Below are 16587 nucleotides of genomic sequence, written 5' to 3' on the forward strand. Positions count from 1 at the left end.
CTCCTCTGCTATAAACTTTCCTTTATTAACTTTGCAATTGCCTCTATATCATCTAATGATATATTAGTTATTTCACCATCACTCATTCTCTTGAAATTAGCTTTTCTTTCTTCTATTTCAGTACTACCTAAGATTACTGTAAAAGCTGCCTTTATTTTATTAGCATACTTCATTTGAGGTTTTAAATTTCTACCTGTAACATCAATTTCACAAGCAATACCTTCACCTCTTAATTTGTTAGCTAATTTTAAAGCTTCCTTTTTACTTTCTAAATCCATAGATCCTACGTATAAGTGAATGTGAACAGGCTCAGGAATTTCTATACCTTCTTCTCCTAAAGTAAGAAGTAATCTTTCAAGTCCCATACCAAATCCAACTGCTGGCATAGTAGGTCCTCCTACTTCCCCTATTAGTCTATCATATCTTCCTCCACCACAAACAGTTATATCTTTATTAATTATTTCAAAAACTGTTTTTGTGTAGTAATCTAATCCTCTAACTATAAATGGATTAACTGTGTACTCCATTCCTAATGCATCTAAGTATCCCTTTAATTCCTCAAAGTGATCCTTACATTCATCACAAACATGATCAATTATAAGTGGTGCATTCTTAGTAATTTCTTTACACTTCTTAACTTTACAATCTAAGATTCTAAGTGGATTTTTTTCAAGTCTTGTTAAACAAGTCTCACATAAATCTTCTTTAGAATCATTTAAATATTTTATAAGTGCTTCATTATATTTAGGTCTACATTTTTCACAACCTATATTATTTATATTAAGCTTTAAGCCTTTAACTCCTAAATTATTAAACACAGACATAGCAAGAGAAATTATTTCAGCATCTTGTGCTGCATCTTTTGCTCCAAAAACTTCAACACCAAATTGATGATGTTGTCTTAATCTACCTTTTTGTACATTTTCATATCTAAATACTGGTGTGAAATAGTACATTTTAGTTGGCTGTGCTTCATTAAATAGAGAGTTTTCTATAAATGCTCTTACTGCCGGTGATGTACCTTCAGGTTTTAAAGTTATACTTCTACCACCTTTATCTTCAAAAGTATACATTTCCTTTTGAACTACATCTGTTGTTTCACCAACACCTCTTAAAAATAATTCTGTTGATTCAAACATTGGAGTTCTTATCTCCCTACAACCATAACTATGGGCAATTTTTCTTAGATTCTCCTCTAAATACTGCCACTTATAAGATTCTGCAGGTAATAAATCTTTAGTACCCTTAGGTGCTTGCATTGCCATATATTTTCCTCCTATCACCATCGCTCATTTAAGAATTTTTCTTTTCTTGAAATAAGCTCATCTATTCTATTTACATATTCTCTAACATCTTTAAGGTTAGGAAATCTTTCTAATCTATTTTCATCATTAAAAATTATTTTTGACACAGCATCACTACCAATAGCAATAATATTCTGCTTTTCTTCAATCATTTCTATATTATAAATACCTTCATGACCTTCTATAGAAAATCCAACATTCTCCATATTTCCAACCATATTCTTCTGTCTATACATATAATATGGTTTCATATTTAACTTTGTTGCTAATTCATTAATCTTTTTATAACTATATAAAATTTCTTCTAAGTTAGGTTCAGCTAATAATTTCCCTTGAAGAATTAGTCTTTCTAAGTTAGAACCTTTTTTAATTGAAAGACCATGCACTGTTATTCCTTCTGGTTTTAGCTTTTCTATTGCAACTATTGTATTATCTATATGACTATAACCTTCACCAGGAAGTCCTACTATTAAGTCCATATTTATATTGTCAAAGCCTAACTCCCTAGCTAAATTAAACTTCTCTATAACGTCCTCTGCTGTATGACCTCTTCCTATAGCTCTTAATGTATCATTATTCATAGTTTGAGGATTGATTGATATTCTTGATACATTACAGTTTTTCATAATTTCTAATTTACCCTTAGTTATAGAATCAGGTCTTCCGCATTCCACTGTAAATTCTTTTATTGAATAATCCCTTATAAAACTATTGTATATATTATTCATCACTAATTCAAATTCTTTTTCATTTACTGATGTTGGAGTACCGCCTCCAAAATATACTGTTTCTATATTTAGTGACTTCTTTTTCACATATTCTCTTACAAAATCAATTTCTTTCATCAATGCTTCCAAGTAAGGAGAGACAAGTGTCTTATTACTACTTATTGGATTTGATGTAAAGGAACAATATAAACATTTAGTTGGACAAAATGCCATTCCTATATATATAGAAATAGTATTTTTATCCTTATTAACAAATTTTATTTCTTTATTGACTACATCTAAACAGAGTCTTGTCTTTTCTTCTCTAGTGAAATGATATTTTTTCATATATTCCACAATTTCTTCATCAGAAAGTCCTTGTTCTTTTAAAAGTATAACCTTTTTCGTAGGTCTAATACCTACAATTGTTCCCCATGGTATTTTTACTTTTGTAATCTCTGAGAAGAACTTAAATATACCATTTCTTATATTTGTTTTAAGTGGTATATCCTCTAAAAAGTTATAGACAAAATTCTTCCCCTCTCCTACTATTTCTATGGAGAAGGGATTAACCTTTATATAAAAATCTTCATTACTATCTACTACTTCTACTTCGTTATATCCATAAAATATAGCTACTGTATGATAAATCTCATATCTATATGTTTCCTCTGATAATTTTATTCTCATTTTTCACTCCTAATAATTATAACTATAATGGATTTTTTCCTTTTCAATTGTAGTACTAGGTCCATGACCTGGATATACTATAGTTTTTCCATCTAGGTTTAATAATTTTTCTGTTATAGACTTCATAAGTGTTCTACCATCTCCACCTGGAAGGTCATATCTACCATAAGACCCTCTAAAAATTGTATCACCACTGAACAATATATTATCTATTAGGTAGCATACACTTCCATCAGAATGTCCTGGTGTTTCTATAACTCTAAACTTTAAATCATCAAAAACTAATTCATCATTTTCCTTTATATGCACTACATTACCTTCTATTGGTGCTTCACCAAAAATAAAATCTTTATTTTTCATTCTATTATCATCAATTGCACTTACATACACTTTTACTTCAGGAAATAAGCTTATTAAATAATTAACACTAGCACTATGATCTACATGCCCATGAGTAAGCAAAATTCCTTTTACTTTTACATTAGTATCTTTTAAAAGTCTATTAATACCTTCAGTAGATTCTCCTGGATCTATAATAACTCCACTTAATGATTCGCTATCATAAACAACATAACAATTAGTTTGATATGGTCCTAAAGCGCTAAATTTTATTTCCATCAATCCTCACTCCTAAAAATCCTTCTTTGATTCTAGAATAAGTGTGACAGGTCCATCATTCTCTATAGAAACTTTCATATCTGCCCCGAATATTCCTGTCTCAACCTTAATACCCTCTTTTTTTATTTCCTCTAAGAATTTATTATATAATATTTCTGCTTCACTACCACCAAGTGCTGCCATAAAGTTAGGTCTTCTTCCTTTTCTACAATCACCATATAAAGTAAATTGAGAAATAATTAATAATTCTCCACCTACATCCCTTAATGATAAATTCATCTTATCATTTTCATCTTGAAAAACTCTTAAATTAATAATTTTATCTTTTATATATTTTATATCTTCTTCACCATCATCTTTACTTATACCTAAAAGTACAGTAAACCCTTTTTTTATCGATCCAACTACTTCACCATTTACAGTAACTTTCGAAGAAGTAACTCTCTGTACTACAGCTCTCATACTATCACCTTAATTATTTGTTCTAAATACTTTATATATCCCTCTAATATTTTTTATCCTTTTAATAAGATCATTTAATATCTTAATATCTGCTACTTTTACTTTTAAATTAATCTGAGCTTCATCTTCTTTAGATGTTTTTGCATTAATTCCTTCCACAGCTATCTTAGTTTCAGATATTACTTTCATAACATCATTTAATAAACCGAATCTATCGTCACCTCTTACATCTATCTCTGCAACAAACTCCTCAGAAGCAACTCCACTCCACTCTACTTCTACAACTCTAGATGGATCAGTATTTATTAAAGAAAATAAATTTCTACAATCTTTTCTATGAACAGATACTCCTCTACCTTTTGTTATATATCCCATTACTTCATCTCCAGGCACAGGATTACAACATTTTGCATACCTTACATAAATATCAGTTTCTCCTTTAACTACAATTCCATAGCTTGAAGACTTTTTAATCTTATTCTTATTTTTTGCAATAGATTCCTTTACATCATCTACTGTAAGATTAACTTCTGGTTTTCTAACTTCTAAAAGTTTTGTTATTACATTTGATGCAATTATATTTCCAATCCCAACAGATACCTCAAGATCTTCTATATTGTTGAAATTATACTTTCTAAATAATTTTTCTAATATTTCACTCTTTGCAACTTCTCCAAAATTGTGACCTTGCTTTTTAGCTTCTCTTTCAAGAAGTTCTTTACCCTTTAATATATTCTCTTCTCGTTTTTGTTTCTTAAACCACGCTCTTATCTTAGTCTTAGCTTGATTAGACTTTACAGTACTAAGCCAATCAATATTAGGTCCCTTTTCTATTGATGATGTTAATATTTCTACAATTTCACCAGTTTTAAGTTCATAGTCTAATGAAACAATTCTTCCATTTACCTTAGCACCTATACATCTATTACCTACATCAGTATGTATTCTATAGGCTAAATCAATTGGAGTAGCTCCATGAGGAAGATTTATAACTTTTCCTCTCGGTGTAAATACAAATACTTCATCAGAAAATAAATCTATTTTAAAGTTCTCCATAAACTCTTTTGGATTATCTTCATCTCTTTGCCACTCAATAACTTCTCTTATCCATGCAAGCTTTGATTGAATATCCGATTCCTTAACATTAGTAGTTCCTTCTTTGTATTGCCAGTGTGCTGCTATACCATACTCAGCAGTCTTATGCATTTCAAATGTTCTTATCTGTATCTCAAAAGGCTTACCATCTTTAGCTAATACTGTAGTATGCAATGATTGATACATATTAGGTTTAGGCATAGCTATATAATCTTTAAATCTCCCTGGAATAGGTTTGTATAATGTATGAACCATACCTAAAACTGCATAACAATCTTTTATGCTATTTACAATTATTCTAAACGCCATTAAATCAAATACTTCATCAATGCTTTTACCTTTAGTGACCATCTTTTTGTAAATTGAATAGAAATGTTTCGGCCTTCCATCAATTTCTGCATTAATTCCTGCATTATCAAGTATTTCTGATACTTCTTTTAATATTTCTTTTATATCCGCTTCTCTTTCAGTTCTTTTAGCCGCAATTTTATCTACTAAATCATAATATTCTTCTGGGTTAAGATATCTAAATGATAAATCTTCCAACTCCCATTTTATCTTTGATATACCTAATCTATGTGCTAGAGGTGCATAGATATCTAATGTTTCCTTCGCTTTTTCTTTTTGCTTATTCTCAGGCATATACTTTAGAGTTCTCATATTGTGTAATCTATCTGCTAACTTAATTAATATTACTCTTATATCTTTAGTCATAGCAAGTAACATTTTTCTTACATTATTAGCCTGTTCTTCTTCTTTAGTTTGAAATTTTATTTTACCAAGCTTAGTTACTCCATCAACTAAATTAGCTACTTCTGTAGAAAATCTTTTGGCTACGTCATCATATGTATATTTAGTATCTTCTATAACATCATGAATAAGTCCTGCAATAATAGTTGACGTATCAAGGCCCATTTCTGCAAGAATACATGCCACTTCTATTGGATGGATTATATAGTCTTCTCCAGATTCCCTTTTTTGACCCGCATGAGCACTCTCTGCAAAATAAAAAGCTTTTTCAACCATTTTTTTATCAATAGATGTGTTGTTTTCATCTATTTTCTCTAGCAACTTATCCAACATATTATCATTCTGCTACTCAAAATATGAACAAATATATCCATTACGAGATTTTTCCTTCTTCACCCTGTCTCATTTTGTTCTTTAAATAGAGAACTACTTTGATTTGGTATAACAGTCCAAAGGCGTAAATTCCGAACTAGCCATCCGTACACATCTATAAAACTTGTTTATGCTATTTTATAAATTTTAGCATCTTTTAAATTAAGACTTGCATTATAGTCTCTATCTTCAATATATCCACAATGACATTTGTAAATTCTATCTTTAAGTTTTAAATCACTTTTAATAGAACCACAATTGTTACATAGTTTACTTGAAGGATAAAATCTATCTACTATTCTTAATTCAATACCAAATAAGTTGCACTTATAGTTTAATTTATTTCTAAATTCATATAGTTTTTGTTGAACAACTGCTTTGGATAAATGCCTATTCTTCATCATTCCACGTACATTTAAGTCTTCAATAGTTATATAGCTTGGTTTTTGCTTAACTATTTCATAAATTGTTTTATTAATATAATCTATTCTAATATTTGTAAGTCTTTGATGAATACTCTGTACTTTAACTATTTGTTTTTGGATATTTTGTCTAGTAGCTTCTCCTTTCTTATTTCTTAATTTTAAACTTTCATATTTCTTTGAAAGCCTTTTTTGTTCTCTTTCTAATTTCTTCTCTAACTTTCGTATCTTTTGTGTTTTGTTAATATTTTTAAACTTTTGTTTATTGCTACATATAGCTAAATCCTTAACGCCTAAGTCAATTCCTATACCTTCAGTATACTCTCCACTTGGAATATTCCAATCTGTATCTATAATAACTGATACATAATACCTATTATACTTTTTAGAAACAGTGCCACTTATAACTTTTTCACCTACTGGAATATATCCATATTGTTTCTTATCAATAAAACCTTTTTTATATTGAGCATAAAGCTGATTATTTGTAAACAGATATTGATTGTATAGCCATCTACATATACCAATACTTTGATTAATCTTTTCTATCTGCTTTTGAGTTGGCTTTATTTCTACTTTGTAAGCTCTTAACAATTTCTCCATCTCTTTTCACATTCTTTTTATATCTTCTTATTCCGTATATTCTCCAAATAAAATAAAAACATGTAGTATTGAAATTATATCTTAAACCACTTCTTCTTATGGTGAAAGTAATTCATTTTTTACCGTTATAATTCAATCTACTTCCTATATCTTAAATTATTTAATATTATTCCTTTAGAATAAGTAAAGTTTAGAAGAAATTCTATTTAATTTTTTAAATCATCTTTTTGTACATTAGTAAATATTCTAACATAAACAACTGTCTTCTATTGTTATATTTATCAGATATATCTTTGAACTCTAAATATTGTTCATAAGTAATATCTTATATCTGTTGGAGTTCTTTTTGCTTTTAATATATTTTCTCTATACTAACGTTAAGGATTCTTTACACTTACACCAAGCAATTCAACAAAGCCTTTAGATTTATAATTTGTCATGTGTTTATTTGTCATTAATATTACCTCTTGAGTATATACTAATACACCTTTACCTATGTTTTAATAATCTAAACTTTCCTCCTAAAATCAAAGGCTGGTTTTTTTAAACCAGCCAAATATTTTTATTATCATTATATAATAGTATATATATTTTTGCAATTTATATTTTATATATATTAACAAATAAAATAATTAAAATTCATATTCTACTAATGACTCTACATTATACTCTTTAAAATTTTCTCTTCCATTTAAACCAGTTAACTCTATAGCAAAATTAATTGATACTACTTCTCCTCCTAATTCTTCTACTAATTTAACTACAGATGCTAATGTTCCACCTGTTGCTAATAAATCATCAACAACTGCAACTCTTTGACCTGGTTTTATTGAATCCTTATGTATAGCTAAAGTATCACTACCATATTCTAAACTATATGATGTTTCTATTGTTTCTGCTGGCAATTTACCTGGTTTTCTTACAGGAACAAACCCAGCCCCTAAAGCATATGCTACAGGAACCCCGAAAATAAATCCTCTTGCTTCAGGTCCTACAACAATATCAACATTTTTATCTTTTAAACTTTCAGCCATCTTATCTATAGAATATTTTAATGCCTCTCCATCTTGTAATAAAGTAGTAATATCCTTAAATGATATTCCTTCTTTTGGGAAATCTTCAATAACTCTGATTTTACTCTTTAAATCCATCTCGTCTCTCCTCATTTACAATAATTTTTATTTATTCTAACTTCTTTTATAAGATATTTAGCAATTTGACTAGCTCTATCTTGATCCTCCGTAGTAAATAACTCCACAACTATACGTGCATCATCCATTCTTCCTATTGCATTAATTCTTGGAATTACAGTAAAAGCTAACTTATATGCCGCTGCTTCATTTATATCATATACATTATTCTCTTTAATAAGAGCTTTTATTCCGTAATTCTTTGTATTACATAAATGTTGTATACCACGCTCTACAATAGTCTTATTCTCATTTATTATTGGAGTATCTGAAGAAATAGTTCCAAGCATACATAAATCTAAATATTTAAACGCACATTTTGCCTTATATTCCATGGATATCGCCATAGCAAGCTTATATGCTATACCTGCGCCACTTAAGTCCTTAAATGGATAACCACAACTATTTTGTTTAGGATTTAGTACATATGTATCTGGAATTATACCTTGGCATTCCCTATGGTCTGTAACAATAACATCTATCCCTAACTCTTTACAATGCTCTATTGCTGAATATGAATTTATTCCACAACCTACTGTTATAATGAGATCTGCCCCTAAAAACTTTATATGATTTTTTATAACTTCATAGGACAATTCTCTCTCATCCATAATATTCTCTGGAATAAAATATTCCACATCTGCATTAAGATATTTAAATAAAAGCAATAATAGAGAAACTGCTGTTATCCCATCTACATCATAATATCCATAAATGACTATCTTCTCTCTATTATTAATAGCCTTAGACAGTCTTTCTACAGATTCATTCATATTCTTCATCAAATATGGATTATATTCAATTTGACCTATTTCCTTCATCCCTTGTTGTTTTCTCAAAACATACTCCATACTGTTAACCTCCAAAATAGTCAAAGCAAATATATTATAGCTTTAAAAGAATGTTTTGACAAATATTTTTTATAATTAAAACCTATCATTTACATATTTTATAAAATACTAATACAAATTTTGTACTTTTTTATATAATTAACAATTAATAATTCACAATTCAAACATTTCACAATTCGCAATTTCGGTTAATTTTCCCTAAAGGGAAAATATTATAGTCCTGCGGATGGCTAAAGTTACAATTGTATTTAGTGCATATATAAAACTGTTATACTTAAATGTTGTTTTCACTAATAATAGGTTCCTACTTCAAGCTACATGAAGGCACAGCCTTCATTAGCCCCTTGTGATAGTTATATATAAAATATAAATATCTTAAAGAAATTAACTTACTTTATACATAAAATTATCACACTTAAAATCTCAGAAATTCCCCAAATGGAATTTCCTCCATCATTGTGCACTGTGCACTGATACATACCTGTGCCTTCTGCCTTTCATTTGTGCCTTGATATCGCACTGAAAAAAAAGACTGTGCATCCCAACATTGTTTGCACAGTCTAAATGTCATTAAATTTTTACTTTTTTCTTACTATGTTTCTTAAATAACACCCAAAGTGGTGATGCTATAAATATTGAAGAATATGCACCAGAAGCTATACCTATTATCAATGGAATACCAAAGTTTCTTATTGCTGGTACCATTATTGTAATAGTAGTAATTGTTATTAATGTTGTAATACTAGTGTATAATGATCTTCTAATTGTTTGATTAATAGATTCATCTGCAATTTCTTCAATAGTTTTCTTTCTCATCTTCTTTAAGTTTTCTCTTATTCTATCAAAAACAACAATAGTATCATTGATAGAATATCCAAGTACAGTAAGCATAGCTGCTATAAATGGTGAGTCCACTGTTATTGAAAATACTGAATATACTGATAATGTAACTAAAATATCATGAATTAATGCTATAACTGCAGCACAACCGAACTTAAATTCAAATCTAAATCCAACATAACCTAATATAAGTACTATTGATATTAAAGAAGATAAAATAGCCTTTTGTGTTAACTCTTTACCTACTGTTGAACCAATTCTATCATGAGATTTTAATTTAGCATCTGAAAACTTTTCTTGTATATTCTTAGTAATAGTTGATAATTTAGCTTCAGTTAATGTATCCTCTCCAGCTTTTACATCAACTTGAGAATTATTGTTAGCAGTAGTAACTACAGCTGAACTATCTTGCTTTTTAATTATATCTGTTACTTCCTTAATTTCGCTGTCATTTAATTCTTTCCCCATTGAAATTTCTACAAGAGTTCCTCCCTTAAAGTCAATTCCAAAATTAAACCCCTTAAATAACATACTTCCAATACCAATTAGAATAACTACTAAGGAAATAGTAAACCAAATTTTTGTTCTTTCGATTACCTTCATGTGACTACTCCCCCTTGATTCCAAAGTGTGATGGTTTCTTTATAAGTCCGCTTGCAACACTCCATTTTAGTAATGTTTGAGTTACAGTAATTGCAGTAAATATACTTACTAAAATACCTAATATAAGTGTCATCGCAAATCCTTTAACACTACCTGTTCCTACAAAATAAAGAACAAAACCTGAAATTAAGGTTGTAACATTTGAATCTAATATAGAAGATAATGCTTTCTTAAATCCATTGTCTACTGCTACCTTAGTTGGTTTACCTGACTTTAATTCTTCCTTCGTTCTCTCAAAAATAAGTACATTAGCATCCAATGCCATACCTATTGTTAATAATACCCCAGCAATCCCCGCAAGAGTTAATGTTACATTTGATATTGCAAAAACACCAAGTAAAAGTACTACGAATAGTATAAGTGAAATTGATGCTAAAATTCCTGGTCTTCTATATGCAGCAATCATAAATATAAATACAAGTGCTAACGCTACAGCTCCAGCTTTAAGAGTTTGATCTAAAACCCCTGTTCCAAGTGATCCACTTACAGTTTTACTTTCTACAACTTTTAAAGTTACAGGTAATGCCCCTGCATTTATAAGTTCTGCTGTCTTAGTAGCTTCTGATAATGAAGAACTTCCTGTAATTTGAGCTTTTCCATCAGTAATTTCTGCTTGAACTGTTGGTGATGTTAAAACATCATCATCCATCTTTATTGATATTTTTTGATTTAAATATTTTTTAGTTGCTTCTGCAAATTTTGTAGTACCGCTCTTTGTTAATGTTAATTGAATAAGCGGTTGATTATTGTTATCATATCCTGCTACTGCTTTTTTAACATCTGATCCTGTTAGTAATTCTTCACCATCAGGACTGTTAAAAGTTAGCTTTCCTGTTTTCGCTACAGACTCTAAAATTTCATTTGCATCATATTTTCCTGGAACTTCAATTCTTATTCTGTTGTCCCCTTCTTTACTTACAGAAGTTTCTGAAACCCCAAACTTATTTAATCTTAAGTTTAACATTTCTATAGTTTGGTTAACTTGGTCATTTGTAGGATTTCCTTCTATTTCTTCTAAAATAGAAACTCCTCCAACTAAATCTAGACCTTTACCGATAATCTCATCCATAGGTTTTATCCTATATTGTTGAGTTCCAAAGCCAAATGTTAGACCAAAAGAAGCTGAATAACCTAGGATAGCTGTAACAATTACTATAATTAACAATTTTATCAGACTTCTTCTTTTACGATTAGGCTCTTTTTTTACTGTTTTTTTACCCTTTTTAGTCAAGTATTCCATTTTGTTCCTCCTTTTGTAGCCTTTTATGCTTATATGGTAATTATAAACTTTCTTGATAACATATTCAATATGATAAAGTTTACATCTTTAAATTACTTTTAAAGCGATAGCACATTCTATTCTCTTTTTTTGCATCTTACACCCTAATTCATAAGGAATCTTCATATCTCCATTAAAGTTAAAGTTGTTTGCTTGACATCCCCCTGAACAATAGAACTTAGCCCAGCAATCTTTACATTTTGGTTTATTGTATATATGAGCTTTCTTAAACTCCTTAGACATCTTCACATCAAACTTGTCAGTATCATATATATCCCCTAGCTTAAACTCTTCTTTACCAACAAATTGATGACATGGATATATATCTCCTTCTGGGGTTATAGCTATATATTCATATCCTGCACCACAACCAGATATTCTCTTGTAAACACATGGACCACCTTGAAGATCTATATTGAAATGATAAAATTTGAATTCACCATCATTTTCTTCTTTTCTTCTTCTCATTTCATTATATAAATCATCATAAGATTTAAAAATTGTATCTAAATCCTCTTCTCTTAAAGATAATTCATGACTATCTTCTAAAACAACAGGTTCAATTGATATTTCATCAAATCCTTCGTTAGCTAAATGCATAACATCTTCATAGAAATCTGTATTATTTCTAGTAAATGTTCCTCTTACATAATATTGTTTGCTCTTATCTCTATTCTTAACCATCTCTTTTATCTTAGGTAAGATAGTATCATAGCATCCACTTTCATCAGCTCTAACCCTTACAGAATCATTAACACACTTTCTTCCATCAATAGATAAAATTATATTACCCATTTCTTCATCTAAGAACTTCATAGTATCTTCATTTAATAAAGTACCATTTGTAGTCATTGTGAATCTTATATTCTTATTATATTTCTTTTCTTCTTCTCTAGCATAAGCTATAAGTGGCTTTATAACATCTAATGCCATTAAAGGTTCTCCACCAAATAAATCTATTTCTATATTTCTTCTTGGACCACTTTTCTTAATAACATAATCAATAGCCTTCTTAGCAACATCTAAAGACATTCTTCCTTTATGTCCATGATATTCTCCTTCATCAGCAAAACAATATTTACATCTTAAGTTACAATCATGAATTATGTTTAAACATACAGCTTTTATATAATCTGCATCATCCATTGAATTATGTGCTATATCTTCATATTGATCTTTTGAATATAACATATCTTCCTTAACTAATTCTTCTATTTCATCATATGCTTCTGAAATAACTTCTGCTGGATATTTACCTTCTAATTTTTTTAGGACTACTTCTTTTTCTTCTAATCCTTCATCTTCTATTATGTCATAAACTAATTCATCTACTACATGTACCGCACCTGAATTAACATCTAATACTATATATTCTTCTCCTTGTTTAAATTTATGAACTAAAGCCATATTCCATCCTCCTCAATTTAGCTATAAATATATCTATATAAAAACTTAAAGCAGTAACCTTAGTTACTGCCTTAGAATTAATTTTCGCAAGCTAAGTTTGCAACTGTACAAGAAGTTTTACATGCTGATTGGCATGAGTTAGCACATTCTTTACATCCTGGTTTATTTAAGCTATTTTTAATGTTAGTTTTATTAATAGTCTTTATATGTTTCATATATATTCCTCCATTCTGAACATTACCATGGTAATTATACCACAATATTCTTTCAAAATAAACACTATAGTATCTTGACATCTCATATAAAATGTGATTTTGTTAATACCTTGTATTTATGCCAAGCATTCCCGATAAAGTGCCTGATATTAATGCAATAACTACCCTCAAGATATCTCTATAATTAAAAGCAAATCCCCTACCCGCTATACCAGCTAAAAGATAAAAAATTGTCATATAAAATAATGCTACCATCATACCATTTATCCAACCATTTTTTCCATTCTTCCTTGCTGCATATATAGCTCCATATACAACAGATATTAAAGATATAATAAGCAACGTACTTGATTTAACACCATCTGATACATCTGTAAAATTAGTAATTATAGCAAGTACAAACAATGCTATTACTGTGATAACAAATGCTCTAAAGACCCCTTTTAAACAATTACTGTATCCCACTTTTACCTCCAAAAAGAACACCCCCCTTTTTCATACATACTAAATATCTATGAAAAAGAGGGATATTTTATACTATATTTTTTTATTTACTAACTTCTTCAGTAAGAACTGTTCCTATAGCTTCTTTAGTAAACTCAATTTTAACCTTATCTGGTCCTGATACTATTACAATTGTATCCTCTTGAATCTTTACTATCTTTCCAATTATACCGCCTTTAGTCATTATCTTATCATTTACCTTAATTTCGCTTAACATTTTAGCAAATTTTTTTCTTCTTTTTGATTCCGGTAAAAAAATCATTAAGTACATTAACCCTAATAAAAGTATAGGGAAAAGTAATTGCATCCATTGCATGTTTTTATCCTCCTACGCTTTTCCTTGCCAACTAGCAAGCTTTTCTTCTTTGAACGACTTGAAATAGCCGCCATCTATTGCAGCTCTGATATCCTCCATAAGCTTATTATAGAAATAAAGATTATGAAGAACACAAAGTCTCATAGCTAATAGTTCTTTAGCTTTAAATAAGTGTCTTATGTAAGCCTTACTATAATGCTTACATGCTGGACACTGACATCCTTCATCTATTGGTGTAGAATCTAATTCATATTTAGCATTTTTTAAATTTATTTTTCCATGAGCAGTAAACACATGACCATGTCTACCATTTCTAGCAGGTAAAACACAATCAAAGAAATCAACCCCTCTATCTACAGCTTCTAATATATTGCTTGGAAGCCCTACACCCATCAAATATAATGGCTTATTATCTGGCATATGTGGTGCTACAGCTTCAATAGTTCTATACATCTCCTCATGAGTTTCTCCTACTGCTAATCCACCTATAGCATACCCATCTAAATCCATTTTAACTATTTCCTTAGCATGAGCTATTCTTATATCTTCATATACTCCACCTTGATTTATACCAAATAAAAGTTGTTCTTTATTTATTGTATCTTCAAGAGAATTTAATCTATCCATCTCATTTTTGCATCTTTCAAGCCATCTTGTAGTTCTTGCAACTGAATCTAATACATATGGTCTCTCTGAAGGGTTTGGTATACATTCATCAAATGCCATAGCAATAGTAGATGCTAAATTAGATTGTATTTGCATAGATTCCTCTGGTCCCATAAAAATCTTTTTTCCATCAATATGAGATGAGAAATATACACCCTCTTCTTTAATTTTTCTCATAGACGCTAAAGAGAACACTTGGAATCCACCTGAATCTGTAAGAATCGGTCTATCCCAATTCATAAACTTATGAAGCCCTCCCATAGCCTTAACTACCTTATCTCCTGGTCTTAAATGAAGATGATAAGTATTTGATAATTCTACCTGACATCCAATATCTTTAAGATCCATAGAAGAAACAGCACCCTTTATAGCAGCTAAAGTTCCTACATTCATAAAAACAGGTGTTTCAATTACACCATGTACTGTTTCAAATCTTCCTCTTTTAGCATTTCCATCTTTTTTCAACAAAGTATATTTTGCCATCTATAATAACGTTCCTTTCTATCAGTGCATGTAAGTGCACAGTTTTCAGTGCACTCCCCAAGCTACTTCCGCCGTCCGCAGGACTACATTATTTTCCCCACCGGGGAAAATTAACCTTCACTGTGCACTATTTAATAAACATAGCATCTCCAAAAGAAAAGAACTTATATCTTTCCTCTACCGCTATATTGTATGCATTTAATATTTTTTCTCTATCACTTAATGCTGATACTAACATAAGTAATGTTGATTCTGGTAAGTGGAAGTTTGTTATAAGTGCATCCACTACTTTAAATTCATAACCTGGATATATAAATATATTAGTCCATCCACTTCCTGGTATAACTTTTCCTTTTTCAGAGGAAGATTCTACTGTTCTTATAGATGTTGTACCTACACAGATTACTCTTCCACCATTTTCTTTTGTTTCATTGATTACTTTTGCACTCTCTTCACTTATTTCAAAGTACTCTGAATGCATAAAGTGATTTTCAATATCTTCTACTTTTACTGGTCTAAAAGTTCCAAGTCCTACATGAAGTGTAACATATACAATATTTATTCCTTTTTCTTTTATTCTTTCAAGTAATTCTTCAGTGAAATGAAGTCCTGCTGTTGGTGCCGCAGCAGATCCTGAATTTTTAGAATAAACAGTTTGATATGCTTCCTTATCTTCTAACTTTTCTGTTATATACGGAGGTAGTGGCATCTCTCCAAGTTTATCTAATACTTCTTCAAATATTCCTTCGTATGAAAACTCTACTATTCTGCTTCCTTCATCAGATATATCAACAACTTTTGCCTTAAGTAATCCATCACCAAAAACAAATGTTGTTCCTATTTTTGCTCTTTTACCAGGCTTAACTAGAGTTTGCCATTTATCTTTATCTATTCTCTTTAAAAGAAGAAACTCCATTTTTCCTTTAGTATCTTCTTTTTCTCCTATAAGTCTTGCAGGAATTACCCTCGTATCATTTAGTACTAAAGTATCTCCTTTTTGTAACTGATCATATATGTCATAAAAATGTTTATGTTCAATTTCTCCTGTTTTCTTATCCATAACTAATAGTCTACACTGATCTCTATCTTTATACGGTGTTTGACCTATAAGTTCTTCTGGAAGATGAAAGTCGAAATCTGAAACCTTCAT

At 29.8% G+C, this 16587-nt stretch carries 16 protein-coding genes; all 16 read right to left on the reverse strand.

Annotated elements, in window-relative coordinates:
• Positions 1-8 precede the first annotated feature (8 nt).
• Positions 9-1265 (reverse strand): histidine--tRNA ligase, encoded by a 1257-nt coding sequence (hisS, locus tag KQI30_RS02320; RefSeq protein ID WP_216461549.1) that lies wholly within the window; start codon positions 1263-1265, stop codon positions 9-11.
• A gap of 14 nt (positions 1266-1279) precedes the next feature.
• Entirely contained in the window at positions 1280-2701 is a 1422-nt protein-coding gene (locus KQI30_RS02325; protein ID WP_216461550.1) for a coproporphyrinogen III oxidase, read from the reverse strand.
• A 9-nt stretch (positions 2702-2710) separates the two neighbouring features.
• Positions 2711-3319 carry an MBL fold metallo-hydrolase gene (locus KQI30_RS02330; RefSeq protein ID WP_216461551.1) on the reverse strand — a complete coding sequence of 203 codons (609 nt, stop codon included), beginning with the start codon at positions 3317-3319 and terminating at the stop codon, positions 2711-2713.
• A 12-nt stretch (positions 3320-3331) separates the two neighbouring features.
• Positions 3332-3781 carry a D-aminoacyl-tRNA deacylase gene (dtd, locus tag KQI30_RS02335; RefSeq protein ID WP_216461552.1) on the reverse strand — a complete coding sequence of 150 codons (450 nt, stop codon included), beginning with the start codon at positions 3779-3781 and terminating at the stop codon, positions 3332-3334.
• 9 nt (positions 3782-3790) lie between these two features.
• The gene (locus KQI30_RS02340) at positions 3791-5959 is read right to left on the reverse strand and encodes a RelA/SpoT family protein (RefSeq protein WP_216461553.1); all 2169 of its coding nucleotides are present in this window, start codon (positions 5957-5959) and stop codon (positions 3791-3793) included.
• Positions 5960-6126: 167 nt separating this feature from the next.
• Positions 6127-7014, reverse strand: coding sequence for an RNA-guided endonuclease InsQ/TnpB family protein (locus tag KQI30_RS02345; protein WP_216461614.1), 888 nt, complete (start codon positions 7012-7014; stop codon positions 6127-6129).
• A 641-nt stretch (positions 7015-7655) separates the two neighbouring features.
• On the reverse strand, positions 7656-8174 hold the full coding sequence (locus tag KQI30_RS02355) for an adenine phosphoribosyltransferase (protein ID WP_216461554.1): 519 nt from the start codon (positions 8172-8174) through the stop codon (positions 7656-7658).
• 11 nt (positions 8175-8185) lie between these two features.
• Positions 8186-9064, reverse strand: coding sequence for a DHH family phosphoesterase (locus KQI30_RS02360; protein WP_216461555.1), 879 nt, complete (start codon positions 9062-9064; stop codon positions 8186-8188).
• Between the two features lie 570 nt (positions 9065-9634).
• Positions 9635-10507: a protein translocase subunit SecF gene (secF, locus tag KQI30_RS02365; RefSeq protein WP_216461556.1), complete on the reverse strand. Its 873-nt coding sequence runs from the start codon at positions 10505-10507 to the stop codon at positions 9635-9637.
• Positions 10508-10511: 4 nt separating this feature from the next.
• Entirely contained in the window at positions 10512-11807 is a 1296-nt protein-coding gene (secD, locus tag KQI30_RS02370) for a protein translocase subunit SecD (protein ID WP_216461557.1), read from the reverse strand.
• 87 nt (positions 11808-11894) lie between these two features.
• Positions 11895-13253 carry a thioether cross-link-forming SCIFF peptide maturase gene (gene scfB / locus KQI30_RS02375; protein WP_216461558.1) on the reverse strand — a complete coding sequence of 453 codons (1359 nt, stop codon included), beginning with the start codon at positions 13251-13253 and terminating at the stop codon, positions 11895-11897.
• 77 nt (positions 13254-13330) lie between these two features.
• Entirely contained in the window at positions 13331-13468 is a 138-nt protein-coding gene (gene scfA / locus KQI30_RS02380; protein WP_216461559.1) for a six-cysteine ranthipeptide SCIFF, read from the reverse strand.
• Positions 13469-13570: 102 nt separating this feature from the next.
• Complete coding sequence (locus tag KQI30_RS02385) at positions 13571-13945, reverse strand: TIGR04086 family membrane protein (RefSeq protein ID WP_216461560.1); 375 nt, start codon at positions 13943-13945, stop codon at positions 13571-13573.
• A 70-nt stretch (positions 13946-14015) separates the two neighbouring features.
• Positions 14016-14288, reverse strand: coding sequence for a preprotein translocase subunit YajC (yajC, locus tag KQI30_RS02390; protein ID WP_216461561.1), 273 nt, complete (start codon positions 14286-14288; stop codon positions 14016-14018).
• 12 nt (positions 14289-14300) lie between these two features.
• Positions 14301-15437 (reverse strand): tRNA guanosine(34) transglycosylase Tgt, encoded by a 1137-nt coding sequence (gene tgt / locus KQI30_RS02395; RefSeq protein WP_216461562.1) that lies wholly within the window; start codon positions 15435-15437, stop codon positions 14301-14303.
• Between the two features lie 127 nt (positions 15438-15564).
• On the reverse strand, positions 15565-16587 hold the full coding sequence (gene queA, locus KQI30_RS02400; RefSeq protein ID WP_216461563.1) for a tRNA preQ1(34) S-adenosylmethionine ribosyltransferase-isomerase QueA: 1023 nt from the start codon (positions 16585-16587) through the stop codon (positions 15565-15567).

This window comes from Clostridium bornimense (genome assembly GCF_018917145.1).
GTDB classification, from domain to species: domain Bacteria; phylum Bacillota; class Clostridia; order Clostridiales; family Clostridiaceae; genus Clostridium_AN; species Clostridium_AN bornimense_A.